This window comes from Pseudomonas sp. IT-232MI5, assembly GCF_949767845.1.
In the GTDB taxonomy this organism is placed as follows: domain Bacteria; phylum Pseudomonadota; class Gammaproteobacteria; order Pseudomonadales; family Pseudomonadaceae; genus Aquipseudomonas.
The window spans coordinates 63,087-78,366 of sequence record NZ_CATKQE010000002.1; the positions used below are offsets into that span (position 1 = coordinate 63,087).

Annotated in this window: 17 protein-coding genes and 1 tRNA gene; 9 read left to right on the forward strand and 9 right to left on the reverse strand. The window is 57.8% G+C overall.

What is annotated here, in order from left to right; translation table 11 throughout:
* The first annotated feature begins 2 nt into the window (after positions 1-2).
* From cyoB to ACM6JQ_RS01735, 5 genes are all read left to right on the forward strand, one after another.
* Complete coding sequence (cyoB, locus tag ACM6JQ_RS01715) at positions 3-2,033, forward strand: cytochrome o ubiquinol oxidase subunit I (protein WP_007916945.1); 2,031 nt, start codon at positions 3-5, stop codon at positions 2,031-2,033.
* Between the two features lie 3 nt (positions 2,034-2,036).
* On the forward strand, positions 2,037-2,660 hold the full coding sequence (cyoC, locus tag ACM6JQ_RS01720) for a cytochrome o ubiquinol oxidase subunit III (RefSeq protein ID WP_007916943.1): 624 nt from the start codon (positions 2,037-2,039) through the stop codon (positions 2,658-2,660).
* On the forward strand, positions 2,660-2,995 hold the full coding sequence (gene cyoD / locus ACM6JQ_RS01725; protein ID WP_007916940.1) for a cytochrome o ubiquinol oxidase subunit IV: 336 nt from the start codon (positions 2,660-2,662) through the stop codon (positions 2,993-2,995). Before cyoC ends, cyoD begins: the two co-directional genes overlap by 1 nt.
* Positions 2,996-3,006: 11 nt before the next feature.
* On the forward strand, positions 3,007-3,894 hold the full coding sequence (cyoE, locus tag ACM6JQ_RS01730) for a heme o synthase (RefSeq protein ID WP_007916939.1): 888 nt from the start codon (positions 3,007-3,009) through the stop codon (positions 3,892-3,894).
* Positions 3,895-4,282: 388 nt separating this feature from the next.
* Positions 4,283-4,774, forward strand: coding sequence for a RidA family protein (locus tag ACM6JQ_RS01735; protein WP_007916938.1), 492 nt, complete (start codon positions 4,283-4,285; stop codon positions 4,772-4,774).
* Positions 4,775-5,206: 432 nt separating this feature from the next.
* On the opposite strand, the gene ACM6JQ_RS01740 is transcribed toward ACM6JQ_RS01735, so the two are convergent.
* The 3 genes from ACM6JQ_RS01740 to ACM6JQ_RS01750 all read right to left on the reverse strand — a co-directional run bounded on the left by ACM6JQ_RS01740 (position 5,207) and on the right by ACM6JQ_RS01750 (position 7,407).
* A complete protein-coding gene (locus tag ACM6JQ_RS01740; protein ID WP_007949995.1) occupies positions 5,207-5,908 on the reverse strand; it encodes a hypothetical protein in 702 nt (233 codons plus the stop codon).
* 134 nt (positions 5,909-6,042) lie between these two features.
* A complete protein-coding gene (locus ACM6JQ_RS01745; protein WP_414893127.1) occupies positions 6,043-6,447 on the reverse strand; it encodes a GNAT family N-acetyltransferase in 405 nt (134 codons plus the stop codon).
* A 54-nt stretch (positions 6,448-6,501) separates the two neighbouring features.
* On the reverse strand, positions 6,502-7,407 hold the full coding sequence (locus ACM6JQ_RS01750; RefSeq protein ID WP_007916933.1) for a LysR family transcriptional regulator: 906 nt from the start codon (positions 7,405-7,407) through the stop codon (positions 6,502-6,504).
* A gap of 102 nt (positions 7,408-7,509) precedes the next feature.
* Between ACM6JQ_RS01750 and ACM6JQ_RS01755 the strand changes: the two genes are divergently transcribed.
* The gene (locus ACM6JQ_RS01755; RefSeq protein ID WP_414893128.1) at positions 7,510-8,679 is read left to right on the forward strand and encodes an aspartate aminotransferase family protein; all 1,170 of its coding nucleotides are present in this window, start codon (positions 7,510-7,512) and stop codon (positions 8,677-8,679) included.
* Positions 8,680-8,685: 6 nt separating this feature from the next.
* Here ACM6JQ_RS01755 and ACM6JQ_RS01760 read toward each other — a convergent pair whose 3' ends face one another.
* The 4 genes from ACM6JQ_RS01760 to ACM6JQ_RS01775 all read right to left on the reverse strand — a co-directional run bounded on the left by ACM6JQ_RS01760 (position 8,686) and on the right by ACM6JQ_RS01775 (position 12,403).
* On the reverse strand, positions 8,686-8,889 hold the full coding sequence (locus ACM6JQ_RS01760) for a prevent-host-death protein (protein WP_081498753.1): 204 nt from the start codon (positions 8,887-8,889) through the stop codon (positions 8,686-8,688).
* Between the two features lie 205 nt (positions 8,890-9,094).
* Entirely contained in the window at positions 9,095-11,014 is a 1,920-nt protein-coding gene (locus ACM6JQ_RS01765) for an alkaline phosphatase D family protein (protein ID WP_414893129.1), read from the reverse strand.
* 71 nt (positions 11,015-11,085) lie between these two features.
* Positions 11,086-11,829, reverse strand: a complete 744-nt coding sequence (locus ACM6JQ_RS01770) for a hypothetical protein (RefSeq protein WP_095112386.1) — start codon at positions 11,827-11,829, stop codon at positions 11,086-11,088.
* A gap of 115 nt (positions 11,830-11,944) precedes the next feature.
* Positions 11,945-12,403 (reverse strand): hypothetical protein, encoded by a 459-nt coding sequence (locus tag ACM6JQ_RS01775; RefSeq protein ID WP_256588353.1) that lies wholly within the window; start codon positions 12,401-12,403, stop codon positions 11,945-11,947.
* A gap of 25 nt (positions 12,404-12,428) precedes the next feature.
* On the opposite strand from ACM6JQ_RS01775, the gene ACM6JQ_RS01780 reads away from it, so the two are divergent.
* Positions 12,429-13,175, forward strand: a complete 747-nt coding sequence (locus ACM6JQ_RS01780; protein ID WP_095112385.1) for a hypothetical protein — start codon at positions 12,429-12,431, stop codon at positions 13,173-13,175.
* 45 nt (positions 13,176-13,220) lie between these two features.
* Entirely contained in the window at positions 13,221-13,589 is a 369-nt protein-coding gene (locus tag ACM6JQ_RS01785; protein WP_034156100.1) for a PH domain-containing protein, read from the forward strand.
* Between the two features lie 12 nt (positions 13,590-13,601).
* Here ACM6JQ_RS01785 and ACM6JQ_RS01790 read toward each other — a convergent pair whose 3' ends face one another.
* Positions 13,602-13,931 (reverse strand): hypothetical protein, encoded by a 330-nt coding sequence (locus ACM6JQ_RS01790; protein WP_414893130.1) that lies wholly within the window; start codon positions 13,929-13,931, stop codon positions 13,602-13,604.
* Positions 13,932-14,023: 92 nt separating this feature from the next.
* Positions 14,024-14,108, reverse strand: a tRNA-Leu gene (locus ACM6JQ_RS01795).
* Between the two features lie 107 nt (positions 14,109-14,215).
* Here ACM6JQ_RS01795 and queA point away from each other — a divergent pair.
* Positions 14,216-15,280 carry a tRNA preQ1(34) S-adenosylmethionine ribosyltransferase-isomerase QueA gene (gene queA / locus ACM6JQ_RS01800; protein ID WP_007916915.1) on the forward strand — a complete coding sequence of 355 codons (1,065 nt, stop codon included), beginning with the start codon at positions 14,216-14,218 and terminating at the stop codon, positions 15,278-15,280.

Consider the following 15,280-nt stretch of genomic DNA (forward strand, 5'->3'; position numbering starts at 1 on the left):
CGATGTTTGGTAAATTAAGTTGGGAAGCAGTCCCATTCCACGAGCCGATCGTGATGGTGACCATCGCCATGATCGCCCTCGGTGGTCTGGCGCTGTTCGCTGCAATCACCTACTTCAAGAAGTGGACCTACTTGTGGACCGAGTGGCTGACTTCGGTCGACCACAAGAAAATCGGCGTGATGTACATCATCGTTGCCATGGTCATGCTGCTGCGCGGTTTTGCCGACGCCATCATGATGCGTACCCAGTTGGCCATGGCCACCGAGGGTTCGCCTGGCTACCTGCCACCTGAACACTATGACCAGATCTTCACCGCTCACGGTGTGATCATGATCATCTTCATGGCGATGCCATTCTTCACCGGCCTGATGAACCTTGCAGTGCCGCTGCAGATCGGTGCGCGTGACGTTGCGTTCCCGTTCCTGAACTCCCTGAGCTTCTGGCTGCTGGTATCCGGCGTAGTACTGATCAACCTGTCCCTGGGCGTCGGCGAATTCGCCAAGACCGGTTGGGTTGCCTATCCACCATTGTCGGGTCTGCAATACAGCCCTGGCGTGGGCATGGACTACTACATCTGGGCGCTACAGCTATCCGGGTTAGGTACGACGTTAACGGGGGTTAACTTCCTCGCGACCGTACTGAAAATGCGTACCCCTGGCATGAAACTGATGGACATGCCGATCTTCACCTGGACCTGCACCTGGGCAAACGTTCTGATCGTGGCTTCGTTCCCGATCCTGACCGCTACCCTGGCACTGCTGACCCTTGACCGTTACATGGATTTCCACATTTTCACCAATGAACTTGGTGGCAATCCAATGATGTACGTCAACCTGTTCTGGGCCTGGGGCCACCCTGAGGTTTACATCCTGATCCTGCCGGCATTCGGCATCTTCTCGGAAGTGATCTCGGCCTTCACCGGCAAGAAACTGTTCGGCCACCACTCGATGATCTACGCTTCGGGCGCGATCTCGGTACTGGGCTTCATGGTTTGGCTGCACCACTTCTTCACCATGGGTTCGGGTGCCAGCGTCAACGCCTTCTTCGGTCTGGCGACGATGCTGATTTCCATCCCGACGGGTGTGAAGCTATTCAACTGGCTGTTCACCATCTACCAGGGCCGTCTGCGCTTCACCAGCCAGGTTCTGTGGACTCTGGGCTTCATGGTGACCTTCGCCATCGGCGGCATGACCGGCGTACTGCTGGCCATCCCGGGTGCTGACTTCGTTCTGCACAACAGCCTGTTCGTGATCGCGCACTTCCACAACGTGATCATCGGCGGTGCGGTATTCGGTTACATCGCTGGTTTCGCGTTCTACTTCCCGAAAGCGTTCGGCTTCAAGCTGCACGAAGGCTGGGGTAAAGCAGCGTTCTGGTTCTGGATCTCGGGCTTCTTCGTCGCGTTCATGCCGCTCTATGCACTGGGCTTCATGGGCATGACCCGTCGTCTGAACGCTACCACCAACCCTGAGTGGGTACCGTACCTGTACGTTGCCATGTTCGGTGCGGTGATGATCGCTGTCGGTATCGCCTGCCAGCTGATCCAGCTGTACGTGTCGGTGCGTGACCGCAACAAGCCAGAGAACGTTTGCGATCACGGTGACCCGTGGAATGCACACACCCTGGAATGGTCGACCTCGTCGCCACCTCCGTTCTACAACTTTGCTGTGCTGCCAAAGGCTGACTGCATCGACCCGTTCACTGAAGCCAAGGAAAACGGTACTGCGTACCAGCGTCCGGCCAAGTACGAGCCGATCCACATGCCGAACAACACCGCCACTGGCGTGGTGATGGGCGCACTGTTGACCGTCTTCGGTTTCGCGATGATCTGGCACATCTGGTGGTTGGCGATCGCCAGCCTGGCCGGCACCGTCATCTACTTCGTGATCCACGCTGCACGTGACGACCAGGGCTATATGGTTCCGGTTGAAACGATCGAGCGTATCGAAGCCGAGCAGCACAAGCGTCTGGTCGCGGCAGGGAAAATCCCGGCCGGTGCCACCCGTGTTGAAACCTCGTTGGAACAGGCTTAAACCATGTCGAACTTAGTGACCAATGTTGGACACGCCCATGGTGACCATGGGCACGATGACCATCACCACGACTCGGGCGAGATGACCGTATACGGTTTCTGGCTCTACCTGATGACCGACTGCATTCTGTTTGCGTCGATCTTCGCGGTCTACGCAGTACTGGTAAACAACGTCGCCGGTGGCCCGTCGGGCCACGACATCTTCGAACTGCCATACGTGCTGGGCGAAACCGCTCTGCTGTTGTTCAGTTCGATCACCTACGGCTTCGCCATGCTGGCGTTGTACAAAGGCAAGAAGCAGGCGGTACTGGGTTGGTTGTTCATGACCTTCCTGCTCGGCGCAGGCTTTATCGCCATGGAGATCAACGAGTTCCACCTGCTGATCTCCGAGGGCTTCGGTCCTAGTCGTTCCGGCTTCCTGTCCGCGTTCTTCACCCTGGTCGGTACCCACGGTCTGCACGTGTCGGCGGGTCTGATCTGGATGGGCATCATGATGTACCAGGTCAACAAGCACGGCCTGACGGCGACCAACAAGACCCGTCTGAGCTGCCTGAGCCTGTTCTGGCACTTCCTGGACGTGGTGTGGATCTGCGTATTCACCGTTGTTTACCTGATGGGGACTCTGTAATGGCTAATGCACACTCCCATGACAGCCATGATGCTGGCCACGGCAGCGTAAAGTCGTACGCCATTGGCTTCATCCTGTCGGTGATCCTGACCGTCATCCCATTCGGTCTGGTGATGTACCCGAGCCTGCCGAAAGCCACCACGCTGGCAATCGTTCTGCTGTTCGCAGTAATCCAGGTGATTGTTCACCTGTATTACTTCCTGCACCTGGACCGTTCCATTGCTCAGCGTAACAACGTGATTGCATTCGTCTTTACGGCGATCGTGATCGTGCTGCTGGTTGGCCTGTCGTTGTGGATCATGTTCAGCATCCACACCTACATGATGGCGAAGTGAGGTAAGACCCGATGTCGCTCAAGCACTTTATCCAAATCACCAAACCGGGGATCATTTTCGGTAACGTGCTTTCTGTGGCAGGCGGGTTCTTCCTGGCCTCGAAAGGGCATGTCGATCTGGCGGTGTTTCTGGCTGCCATGATCGGTACATCCCTGGTTGTTGCCTCCGGTTGCGTGTTCAACAACTGCATCGACCGCGACATCGACCTGAAGATGGAACGCACCAAGAACCGGGTGCTGGTGCAGGGCTTGATCTCCCTGAAACTGGCCCTGGTCTACGCGACCATCCTTGGTGTTCTCGGCGTTGCGTTGTTGTACAAGGTGGCCAATCCGTTGGCCGCTTTGTTCGCGGTGATCGGCTTCATCATCTACGTCGGCTTCTACAGCCTGTACCTCAAGCGCAAGTCGGTTCACGGCACGCTGGTGGGCAGTCTGTCGGGCGCCATGCCGCCAGTGATCGGTTACGTCGCCGTAACCAACAGCTTCGACATGGCCGCGCTGACGTTGCTGGTGATGTTCAGCCTGTGGCAGATGCCGCATTCCTACGCCATCGCGATCTTCCGCTTCAACGATTACCTGGCCGCATCGATTCCGGTGTTGCCAGTGAAGCGCGGGATTCAAGTGGCCAAGAAGCACATCCTGCTCTACATCCTGGCGTTCCTCGTAGCGACCTTGATGCTGACCTTCAGCGGTTACGCCGGCATGAGCTACCTCGCCGTCGCCGCGGCCATGGGCATGTACTGGTTGTACATGGCCTGGACCGGCTACAAAGCGGTGGATGACACGGTCTGGGCACGCAAGCTGTTCGTGTTCTCGATCTTCACCATCACTGCGTTGAGCGTCATGATGTCCCTGGACTTCAAGGTGCCCGCAGAGCTGCTGCTGACGTACGCGCCGTAAGGCTCAAAGGCTTGAAGAAAAACCCCGCACATTGAGAGATGTGCGGGGTTTTTTGTTGCCTGGCGTAAAGCCCCTCATCGGAACGCCGCCCGCCCAGCCCTCTTCCAGAGGGAGAGGGGGCCGATCGAGTTGTCTCGAGTCCACCGCCGACCTGCAAAGTCGTGGCGATTATGGATTCGGTAAAGTGCGTTCAGGTCGGTGTATGTCGTCAATATCCTGCGTTCGGTTCCCTCTCCCTATGGGAGAGGGCTAGGGTGAGGGTTGCGAGTGGAGTTCAAAACCCCTAGATTTGGATCCAACCCCGACAGTGATAGCACCAAGCCATTTTTTCGGTGTTTTACTGCCGTGATTCGAGCTTCTTCATGCACTGATCAAAAGGCTGGGCGAAATGACTGAGAGGATGACCTGCGACGAGCGTTTTATTGCCCTGGCCCAAGAGCTGAACTACGACATCTATGGTGAGAACACCGCCGGCGGCAATTACGCGCCGCTGATCCGACATCATGATGAGCTGTACATCAGCGGTATGGTGCCGCGCACTAACGGCAAGATTCAGTACCCGGGTCGCGTCGGACTGGAGCTGACCCTCAAGGATGCGCAAGCCGCCGCGAGCATCAGTGCGATGCGTTGCCTGGCGCTGATCGTCGATGCGGTGGGTTCGCTGGACAAGATCAAGGCGTTGTTGCGGGTCACTGTTTACGTGAAGTCGACGCCGGATTTCGTTGACCTGAGTGAAGTGGCCAACGGTGCGTCGGACGTGTTCAGTCATGTGCTCGGCGATGCCGGTCGGCACACGCGCACCACGGTCGGTGTGTATCAGTTGCCGAAGAACGCAGCGATTGAAGTGGACATGATTGTAGCGTTGCATCCTTCGGCTTGAGGGTGGTTTAGCGGTTTGCCCTCACCCTAACCCTCTCCCGGAGGGAGAGGGGACTGACCGAGGTGTCTTGCGCTATACATCGACCTGAGAGGTCGAGGCGATTGTGGATTCGGCACCGCACTTTCATTTCGGCGAACTTCCACAATATCCGCAAATCGGCTCCCTCTCCCTTGGGAGAGGGGACTGACCGAGGTGTGTTGCGCTATACATCGACCTGAGAGATTGAGGCGATTGTGGATTCGGCACCGCACTTTCATTTCGGTGCATCTCTTGAATATCTCCCGATCAGCTCCCTCTCCCTCGGGAGAGGGCTGGGCGGGCGGCGTTCCGATGAGGGGCGAGGATTTTCGCCACCTCACAAATCCCAAGCCGGACAACAAAAAGCCCCGCCTGAATCTCAGTGCGGGGCTTTTTCGTTCAGCGGCTGCGCGATTACTGCGCGGCGATGCTGTACCCATCAAACGCAGTCTGCTGTTGCAGCGCGGTAATGATGTTCTTGCGGTTCACTGCCTGTTCGGTACCCGCGTTGTCGACGAAGACTTCGCTTTCCAGCTCCGCTTCTTCGCCTTCACCAACGAAGGTGAAACCGAGGAACTCCAGCGCTGCACGGTCAACGTTCAGGCGCGAGCGTGGCGTGCGCAGTGGCAGGGTCACGCTGATGCCGTCCTTGCTGATGGTGAAGATTTCGACTTCTTTCTTCTTCGCAGCCTTGCTCTTGCCGCCGCTCGGATTGCTGATCGCCTGATGGGTCTGGTTCAGCACTTTCAGCGCGAGGCCGTAAACGATTTCCTGGAACGCCGGATCGTCCTTGAAGCTGGACAGGATGCGGCCGATCGAGAACTTGCTGCTGAGGTCTTCAAGGGCGGCGAGGTCGGCGGCTTCGGCGTCTTTCAGCGCCTTGAGTTCGCCCATCAGCTCGTAGGCCTTGTCGTCATCGAAACTGTCGTGAGCCTGACGGATCGCCGCGCGCAGCTCGCGGATCTGGTCGCTTTCGCGGGTCGACTGGAACGCGTCCAGGACCATCTCGCTGATGATTTTGGCTTGTGGCAGGTGTTGTGAAAGATTGATGGAGTTTTCGTATTCCGCTTTGGACGATTCGGTGACTACGGATTCAGCGGTGTTGAAATCGGACATTGAAATTTCACTACTTTTTTAACTTGAGTGGAGATGAGAAAACCGAGGGCTTTTTCAGGCCGACTAATTTAGGGGAGCGCGGCGGCGTTGTCACGGAGCAACGGTCTGCCGGTCGAGTTTTTTCCCGGCGTGCACTATTTCCGGCGCGGCCGTTCCATGGCAATCACCGAGGTTTCAAAACCCAGGCTGGCAAAAAAAGCCTCTGCGCCCTCGCGTCCGGCCCGCAGCACCCACGTAATATCGGGGTTGTCGCCCATGATGTGCTCGACCAGTGCACGGCCAATCCCTGCACGCCGATGCTGGTCATCGACCACCACCATCGACAGGTAACCGTTGGACAAACCATCGCTGATCCCGCGAGCGAATCCGATGATCTGCCCACCCTGGACGGCAACGGCGGTGCGCTGAGAGTTGTTGATCAACTGGGCGAAGTATTCAGCTGAACCGGTGCGATGGCCCCAGCCATGCTGCCCGAGAAATTGCCTTACCAATTGCGTTTCGGCGGGCCGCAAATCACGTACGTTGGGTGTGTTGTTCATCTGCTGTTCGAGTCCTTGTCAGCAATTTTTCATGGAAGAGCAGCGTAGGCAGCGTCAGGATTTCCCCCACGTCTGCATCGCAAACTCCACGAACCGGCGCAATTTCGGCAAACGATAACGATCTGGCGCGTAGAGCAGATGCATCGGTCTGCTGGGTGGCTGGAAATCGGCCACGACCTTCACCAGTCGGCCTTCGCGCAGGTCTTGTTCCACCAGCGCATCCGGAAGCATCACGATGCCCATGCCGGTGCGGGCCGCCTGGTGCAGCCCGGCGGAGCTGTTGATCAGCATAGGCCCGCTGACGTCGACCATGATCTCCCCATCGGGACCACTGAGACGCCAGCGCTTTTCCACCGATTGCCAGTCGTCGCCGGCGGGGTAGGCGAAAGACAGGCAGTCGTGTTGTTGCAGGTCTTCCGGGGTTTTCGGCATGCCCCGCCGGGCGACATAGTGCGGCGAGGCGCACACGGTCAGGGTGTAATCGATCAAAGGCCGAGCGATCAGGTTGGACTGCTCGAAATTGCCCAGCCGAAACGCCACATCCAGGCCACTCTCCAGTAGATCGGGACGGCTGTTGGTCAGCACCACGTCGAGTTTGACCTGCGGATACAGCAAGGAAAACTCACTGAGCGCCGGGGCCAGCCGTTCAACGCCGAACGTCAGCGGCGCGGTGAGGCGCAGCATGCCCCGGGGTTGATCGAGGGTCTGCTCGGCGAGGCGTTCGGAATCGGCGACCAATCCCAACACTTCCAGACAACGCTGGTAGTAAACGCTGCCGAATTCAGTGAGCCGCTGACGTCGAGTGGTGCGCTGCAGCAGTTGCACGCCGAGCCGTTGCTCCAGAGCGCGCAGATGATTGCCGACCATGGTCGTCGACAGGTCACACTGCAACGCGGCCGCCGTCATGCTCCCGGCTTCGACGACTTTGACGTACACGCTCATCGACTGGAACAGGTCCATTATCAAGCTCAGCTTTTAAATGAATGAAGTTTTCCCGAGTTTATCCAGTTTCGCTGGCTAACCATACTGCCAGCACACCGACCTGCACTGGAGTTTGAAGTCATGACCGCCGCCCTGATGAACACCTACCAACCACTGGCCTTGAGCTTCACCAAGGGCCTGGGCACTCGCCTGTGGGATCAGGCCGGTCGCGAATATCTGGATGCGGTGGCCGGTGTGGCGGTGACCAACGTCGGCCACTCACACCCGCGGATCGTTTCGGCGATCAGCGAGCAGGCCGGGTTGCTGCTGCACACGTCGAATCTGTACAGCATCGACTGGCAGCAACAACTGGCCAAACGGCTGACTGAGCTGTCGGGCATGGAGCGCGCGTTTTTCAATAATTCCGGTGCCGAGGCCAATGAAACAGCGCTGAAACTCGCGCGTTTATACGGCTGGCGCAAAGGCATCGAACAGCCGCTGGTGGTGGTCATGGCCAACGCGTTCCACGGCCGCACACTTGGTACCTTGTCAGCCAGCGATGGCCCGGCAGTACGCCTGGGTTTCAACGATTTGCCGGGGGATTTCCTCAAAGTGCCGTTCGGCGATCTCGCTGCGCTGGAGCAGGTACAGCAAAAGCACGGTGAGCGCATCGTGGCGATTCTGGTTGAGCCAATCCAAGGCGAAAGCGGTGTGCAGCTCGCGCCGCCCGGTTACCTTAAAGCCCTGCGCGAACTGTGTAATCGCCATGCGTGGCTATTGATGCTCGATGAAATCCAGACCGGCATCGGCCGTACCGGGCGCTGGTTCGCCTTTCACCATGAAGGCATTGTCCCGGATGTCATGACCCTGGCAAAAGGACTGGGCAACGGCGTGCCGATCGGCGCTTGCCTGGCCCGGGGCAGGGCGGCGGATCTGTTTACGCCCGGCAGCCATGGCAGCACCTTCGGCGGCAATCCACTGGCGTGTCGGGTCGCTTGCACGGTGCTGGATATCATCGAAGAACAGGGCCTGCTGGAAAATGCCAGGATTCAGGGGGAACGGCTATTAACTCGCCTGCGCGCAGAGCTGGCGGACAATCCCAATGTGCTGGCGATTCGCGGGCAGGGCTTGATGATCGGGATCGAGCTGAAACAACCGGTGCGTGATCTGACCCTGATCGCCGCGCGGGATTATGGACTGTTGATCAACGTCACGCGGGGCAAGACGATACGGCTGCTGCCACCGTTGACGATTGATGAGCGTGAGGTGGAGATGATTGTCAGAGGTGTGGGATGTGTCGTTCAGTCGTGACGATTTTCACTCTTCGATCAAATGTCTGACTTTGGCTTTTCCTGCGCGCATTTCGCCGATCGATCTGATCAACCGCTCGGCGTTTGCGGGTGAGCGCATCAAGTAGGCTGTTTCTTCGAGTGTGCTGTTCTCGCCAGGAGGCATCATCACGACAGGCTCAGATTCTTGCCGGGATTGCGAAGTTAGCTCTCGATCCTCGCTGGATGCCAAGAACGTATGGAGGTGAGTACAGGATGACAAGGCGACACCTACTAGTGGTTGTTTCGCAGAAGGGTTGCTGCGAGCACGTTCAGTATCACTTAAGAACCCTGGAGACGTTTCTGAGACGTCTGTAATCCTTGTCCACTGTCTCGGGCAGTGAGAAACCGCCGCGTTGTCGGGATCTGGTATTTCCAATGTAGGAAAAAACTTGTGGCTAGTCCGGATAATCCGCCAGATCCGGCGCCAGCATCCGTGTCTTCGCCTTGCCATTCGAATTGTGCTGAATGATCTCGCGCGGCTGCCCCTGTTCATTGAAAAACACCTGACCGATCCCCGCCGAATTCCATAAGCGTTCACCTGCCTCAGCATGTTCCGGCGTGTAGGGCACGATGCGCATGCGGCGGCGTTTGGTAAACCAGTTCAACGGTGAGCGTGGCGAGTAGAGCCAGCGGTTGAGGCGGTCGAACCATTCCAGCAGGCTTTTCGGAAACTCGTTCTTGATCCCGCTGCTGGTGATCTGCCAGATTCGCGGCCCGGCCTTGCGGTGACGGATAAGCACTTCGTAGACGAAGGAATAATGCACATCGCCGGACAGCACCACGTAGTTACCCGGTGTGCGCGAGTGGCGGAAAATATTCAGGATCACTTGCGCGGCACCGCGATGGGCCATCCAGTTTTCCGCGTCGACCAGCAGCGGATAACCGCACCAACTGAAAACCTTCTGCACGGTTTCAATCAGCTTCACGCCGAAGATCGGCGCCGGAGAAACGATGATCGCTGACGGGTGATCGAGCAGTTCCTGTTGCAGTTCGCTCAGCGCCTCCCAATCGAGCAGGCCCGACGGTTGTTTGAGCGCCATCTCACTGCGCCAGCGTCGGGTGCGCGTGTCGATGACTACCAGCGCCGGACTGGTTGGCAGTACGAAATGCCAATGCTGAAAGCGCAGCAGGTCATCGATCAAACCGTCCTGCACCGGGCTGTCGAGATACTGATCACCACCACTGGCGCTCAATTGCGCAGTTTTCTCCAACACGTCCTTGAACACGTCGGGATTATTGCCCCAGCCCTGACACAACATATAGGCGATCAACGCGTTGCCGATGATGCGTTTGGAGAACGGATGGCCGTAGGCCGTTTCCTCCCATTGCGCGGACAGGTTCCAGTCATCGGTGATGTCGTGATCATCGAAAATCATCAGGCTCGGCAGATGCGCCAGCGCGCGGGCGACCTTGTCCAATCCAGCCTTGAACGCGTCGATGCGAGTCTGTTCGAGGGTGTAGCGCTTGAGGCGTTCGGGCGTCAGTTCGGGCGCTTGCGGATCGATCAGCGACCAGGCCGTCGGCGACCATACCAGCAAGTACATCGCCATGACTTCGGCGAACGTCACCAGATGATTGTCAGCACTGCTGCTGGTGAAAATCGGCTTACGCGCACCGCCGAAAAATCGCTCGCGCAATGTCTCGTTGCTTTCCAGCGCCGGTAACAAATCCGCACGGTGGTAGTAACTGGCCGGGTGTTTGTAGAGCTTGGCGCTGTCGCTGACCACGGCACCTTCGAGGTGTTCGTCGAACAGGCCAAGGCGTTCGATCAAGGCATGAATCGCCCGCAACATCGGGCCGGCCACGTCGTCGGCGTAGACCTGATCGCCGCTCATCATCAACAGGGCGGGGCGTTGTTGCGGATCGGTTTCCGTCGCCAGCAATTGGTCGACGCAAAGCAAACCATCCGTCGCCGGGTGATGCGGCTTGCGGCAAGAGCCATGCAGCAGTTGATCGATCCGCGAGCGCAGGACGAAGTTCGGGCTGGTTGCATCGCCGTACAGCAAATGCGCCGCCCAGTCGGCGATGCCCTCTGCATTGTCGATCAGCAGGTCATAGTCGATACGTGTGTCGCAGGGCAGGGCGTTGTTGAGAGCAACATCGATGAGATGGACAAACGCCTGACGACCTACCGGAATGACGGTGCATTTCCCGGCGTCGAGAGGAATGTCTCCTACACCTTGCAGGCGTAAGGTCAGCGCCAGTGGCCGCGTGCCGACCAGCCACATGACCACGCGCGTTGGCTCCAGCCGTCGCAACAGCGGGCCGGCCAGGACAGGAGGCAGCGGGATCAGGTCAGCGGGTGTCGAAAACATCGAGGGCAAAGCTCAAGGCGCACAGGCCGGCGATGATAGCGCAGCCGGCGCCTTGATCCCTTAAATGAGGCTTAAGAATCGATCTTCTTCAGCTTCAGATCGAGCAGTCGCCACGCGGCTTTGTCAGTATCTTTGCCGTCTACTTGCTGAACGGAACAGTCAGAACTGTAGCTGACATGGTCGCCCAACATGTTCAGAGCGGTGACGGTGCTGCTGATGGTATAGGTCTGATCCTTGAACCGTTGGCTGCTCGCGCTCTTGGCGCTGGCGATCGCTGTCGACGCTGAAAAACGCATGGCACTTTTGATAATAGGGTCGCAAATCATGAACGCCATCAGGGATCTGTCCGCGTCCGGATGGTTGCCGGCCAGTCGGCGCGAAACTTCAAAATCGTTGCGCACGTTGTCCTTGAAGTTCTTCTCCTGGATTAATGCGGTCAGGCGCTGGCTGTAGTTCGGTAGAAGTGCGGACTCGGGCGGCGAAGGCTCGTTCTGTGGTTCGCTGGCGACATAGGTCGTAAGGTTGTCGGAGTTCTCAGGTGAGGACGCGATCGCAGCCATGGGCTCCATTGCCTTTTCTAATTCAGGCATGAGTGCCGCCGCGGCGCTCTGCGTCTCGCTGCTCTGCGTTGTCCTCGGCGCGGCCGACGGAAACAGCGACAACGTGATCGACAGCACCACCATCGCGACAATGAAGCCGCCCGCTGCGCCAACGATGTTGCCGTAGAAAATATTCCAGCTGCCACGGTTCTTGACCACCCAGCGCCACATGAACCCCCAAACCGCGACAATCGCCAGAAAACGCAGAAACTCCATTTGATCCTTTCCTTAAACCTTCCAAACCTGAAATCAACGCACGCCCAAGGTGAACGCTGAGAATGGCCGGCAAGATAACAAAACAGACGTGAAATGGCAGTGACGATAGCGGTGCTCAGTGAAAATTAAGCGCGAAAAACGCCAGCGTCGTCACACCCGCAGCCAGCCCACAGATACCGGCGAAAAGTTGCCGGGCCAACGGATGCTCTGGCCGAGGACGCCTGACCAGCCACATCCAGACACCCGCCAGCACGCCGAACGTGGTGATCATTTGCAACACGCTACTGGCCAGGTTCTCAGTTGCAGGAGGCACGTGCGCCGGGAAAAGGCCTGCACAGATCACCGAAAAAATCATCGCTACGATGAAGCCGCTGGCGGCACCCGCCAGGTTGGCGAGGATCAGGTTCCAGGCACCACGAGTCTGCACGACCCAAGCCCAAACGGCTCCCCAGACGAAAAAGTACAACACGGCCATCAAGGTGTTTCTCCCTCTGAAAATTGACTCCACCGAGGTGTTGGCGACCTCGTTACTGGCAGTGGACGGCAAGATAGCAAAATAGTAGCGTCGCGCCACTGCCCATCTCCGTAACGGACTACCCATGCCAGTCAGTACCCACTGTTTGCGCTTGCTCTGCGCAATCACACTCACCGCTGCAATGGCCCCAGCATTCGCCGCCGTGCAAGAGCATCCGGAAAACAGCTGGAAGTACTACGCCGGTAACTGCCAGCGCGTGCTGGAGAAAATGGCCGACGTGCAAAGCGGCCGCACCACCGCCTACGACGTGATGTTCGCGCTGGAAAGCAACCTGCGAACCATGAATGAACACCGCTCGAACCTGACGCCCAATCACCTCGGCTCCCGGGAATTTGCGCAATGCGAAAACGTAGCGGGCCAGGCTGAAGCGATGATCGCCCAAGGCAAAGCCGAGTTCGCCGCAAAAATGCAAGGTGCCGCGGAGGAGGGCCGCATTGCCCACCAGAACTCCCCCGAATACCAACGCGCCCGCGCCCTCGGCTACAGCGACGTCGGTGATATATCTTTCCTGAAACTGCACGAAGACACCGACGGCGAAGCACGCCTGAAAACCATGCTGATCACCGTCGACGAAATCTGCGGCCAATACTTCCGCGCCACGCAATACGTGAAGCCGTATGTGATCTATACGGTACGGCCTTCAGACGGCGGCTGTGGCGAAGTGAAGCGCGTCGCGGTGGTTGGTGGCCGATCGGTGGAGAAGGGTGATTACATTGATGAGAAGGGCGAGTTTCAGTATCTGGGCTGGAAAAAACTTGTCGGCGCCGACGGGTTCCCAATCGATATCCGCGTGTTGAAAGCCCGTCGTTGAACCAAAGAAATACCGGGATGTTTTCTTGAATATGAGGATGGACAGATGATCGACTTCAACAACAAAGGCTTCTTCAAACTCAAGCAGAACGATGAGTACGCCGAACGCGTAAGCGCGCTGTTGCTGGACGGTGAAGAAGTGATCGACTCTTACAAGGCCATGCGTGACGGCGTGGTGTTTACCAACAAACGCATCATCGCCGTCAACGTTCAGGGCATTACCGGCAGCAAGAAGGATTTCACTTCCTTGCCGTACAAGAACATCGTCGCCTACTCCGTGGAAACCTCTGGCACCTTCGATCTGGATTCGGAGTTGGAGATTTACTTCTCGTCACTGGGGAAAGTGAAGTTCGAATTCACCGGGAAGACGTCGATGGTGGAGATTTCCAAGTACATCTCCAAGCATCTGCTGTAACGCCTCAGCCCATTACAAGATGTCTTTCAAATAGCCCTTGAGCGCGAGGAGCGGCTGATCCAGCTGCTCCAGCGAACGCGCCTCGCTGAACTCGGCTGACAACTTCTGCAACTCGCGCCCCAGCGGTTTCTCGACACCGCCCAAGGCGTCCATCGCCAAGCCCAGGCATTCATTCAACTTGAACTGAATGGTCTCGACATCCCCACGCCGCACCAATAGTTCGAAAATGTCTTTCTGGTAATCACCCATGACCATGTCGTCCCGCAAAATCGGGCTAAGGCCTTCTTCCTCGTAAGCGAGTTTGAGGGAGAAAAGGGCGACTGTTTCCAGTGACGTTTCCATGGGGTGACCTTTGTGGGATCTCGCGGGACGGCCAGCGGCACTTTCCAGCAGACGAAAAAAAAGGCCTTGCTAAGCAAGACCTTTCTTAATTTTGGTGCCCCGAGGGAGACTCGAACTCCCACTCCTTTCGAAAACGGATTTTGAATCCGCCGCGTCTACCAATTCCGCCATCAGGGCTCAATGGCGGCGAAGTATAGAGATGAGATTACCGTCGGTCAATCAGGTACATAGAGAATTTTCGATATTTCCGCTAGACTTTCCGGCCCTGCTAGACGAACCCCATCATGCGCGTTGCTGACTTTACTTTCGAGCTCCCTGATTCGCTGATCGCCCGCCACCCTTTGGCCGAGCGTCGCGGTAGTCGCCTGCTGACCCTTGACGGGCCGAGCGGCGCCCTCGCACACCGTCAATTCACTGATTTGCTTGAGCATTTGCGCCCAGGCGATTTGATGGTGTTCAACAATACCCGGGTGATTCCGGCGCGGCTGTTCGGGCAGAAAGCCTCGGGCGGCAAGCTGGAAATCCTCGTTGAGCGGGTGCTCGATACGCATCGCGTGCTGGCCCATGTGCGTTCCAGCAAGTCGCCGAAGCCGGGTTCGAAGATTCTTATCGATGGCGGTGGCGAGGCAGAAATGCTTGCGCGTCACGATGCGTTGTTTGAACTGGGCTTCGCGGAAGAAGTGCTGCCCCTGCTCGATCGCGTCGGGCACATGCCGTTGCCTCCTTATATAGACCGCCCGGACGAAGGCTCGGATCGCGAGCGTTATCAGACCGTGTACGCCGAGAAACTCGGTGCGGTGGCGGCGCCGACCGCCGGGCTGCATTTCGATCAGTCGCTGATGGAAGCAATTGCGGCCAAGGGCGTCGAGACCACGTTCGTTACGCTGCACGTGGGCGCGGGGACGTTCCAGCCGGTGCGCGTCGAGAAGCTTGAAGATCACCACATGCACACCGAGTGGCTGGAAGTCGGCCAGGATGTGGTTGATGCGGTCGCGGCATGCCGTGCGCGTGGTGGTCGGGTGATTGCCGTCGGCACCACCAGCGTGCGCTCGCTGGAAAGCGCCGCGCGCGATGGCGTGCTCAAGCCGTTCAGTGGCGACACCGATATCTTTATCTTCCCGGGCCGGCCGTTCCATGTGGTCGATGCCCTGGTGACCAATTTCCATTTGCCTGAATCCACGCTGTTAATGCTGGTTTCGGCATTTGCCGGTTATCCCGAGACCATGGCCGCCTACAAGGCCGCCGTCGACAACGGTTACCGCTTTTTCAGCTACGGTGATGCGATGTTCATCACCCGTAATCCCGCACCTACTGCCCCTAAAGAAACCGGCCCAGAGGAAACAGAATGA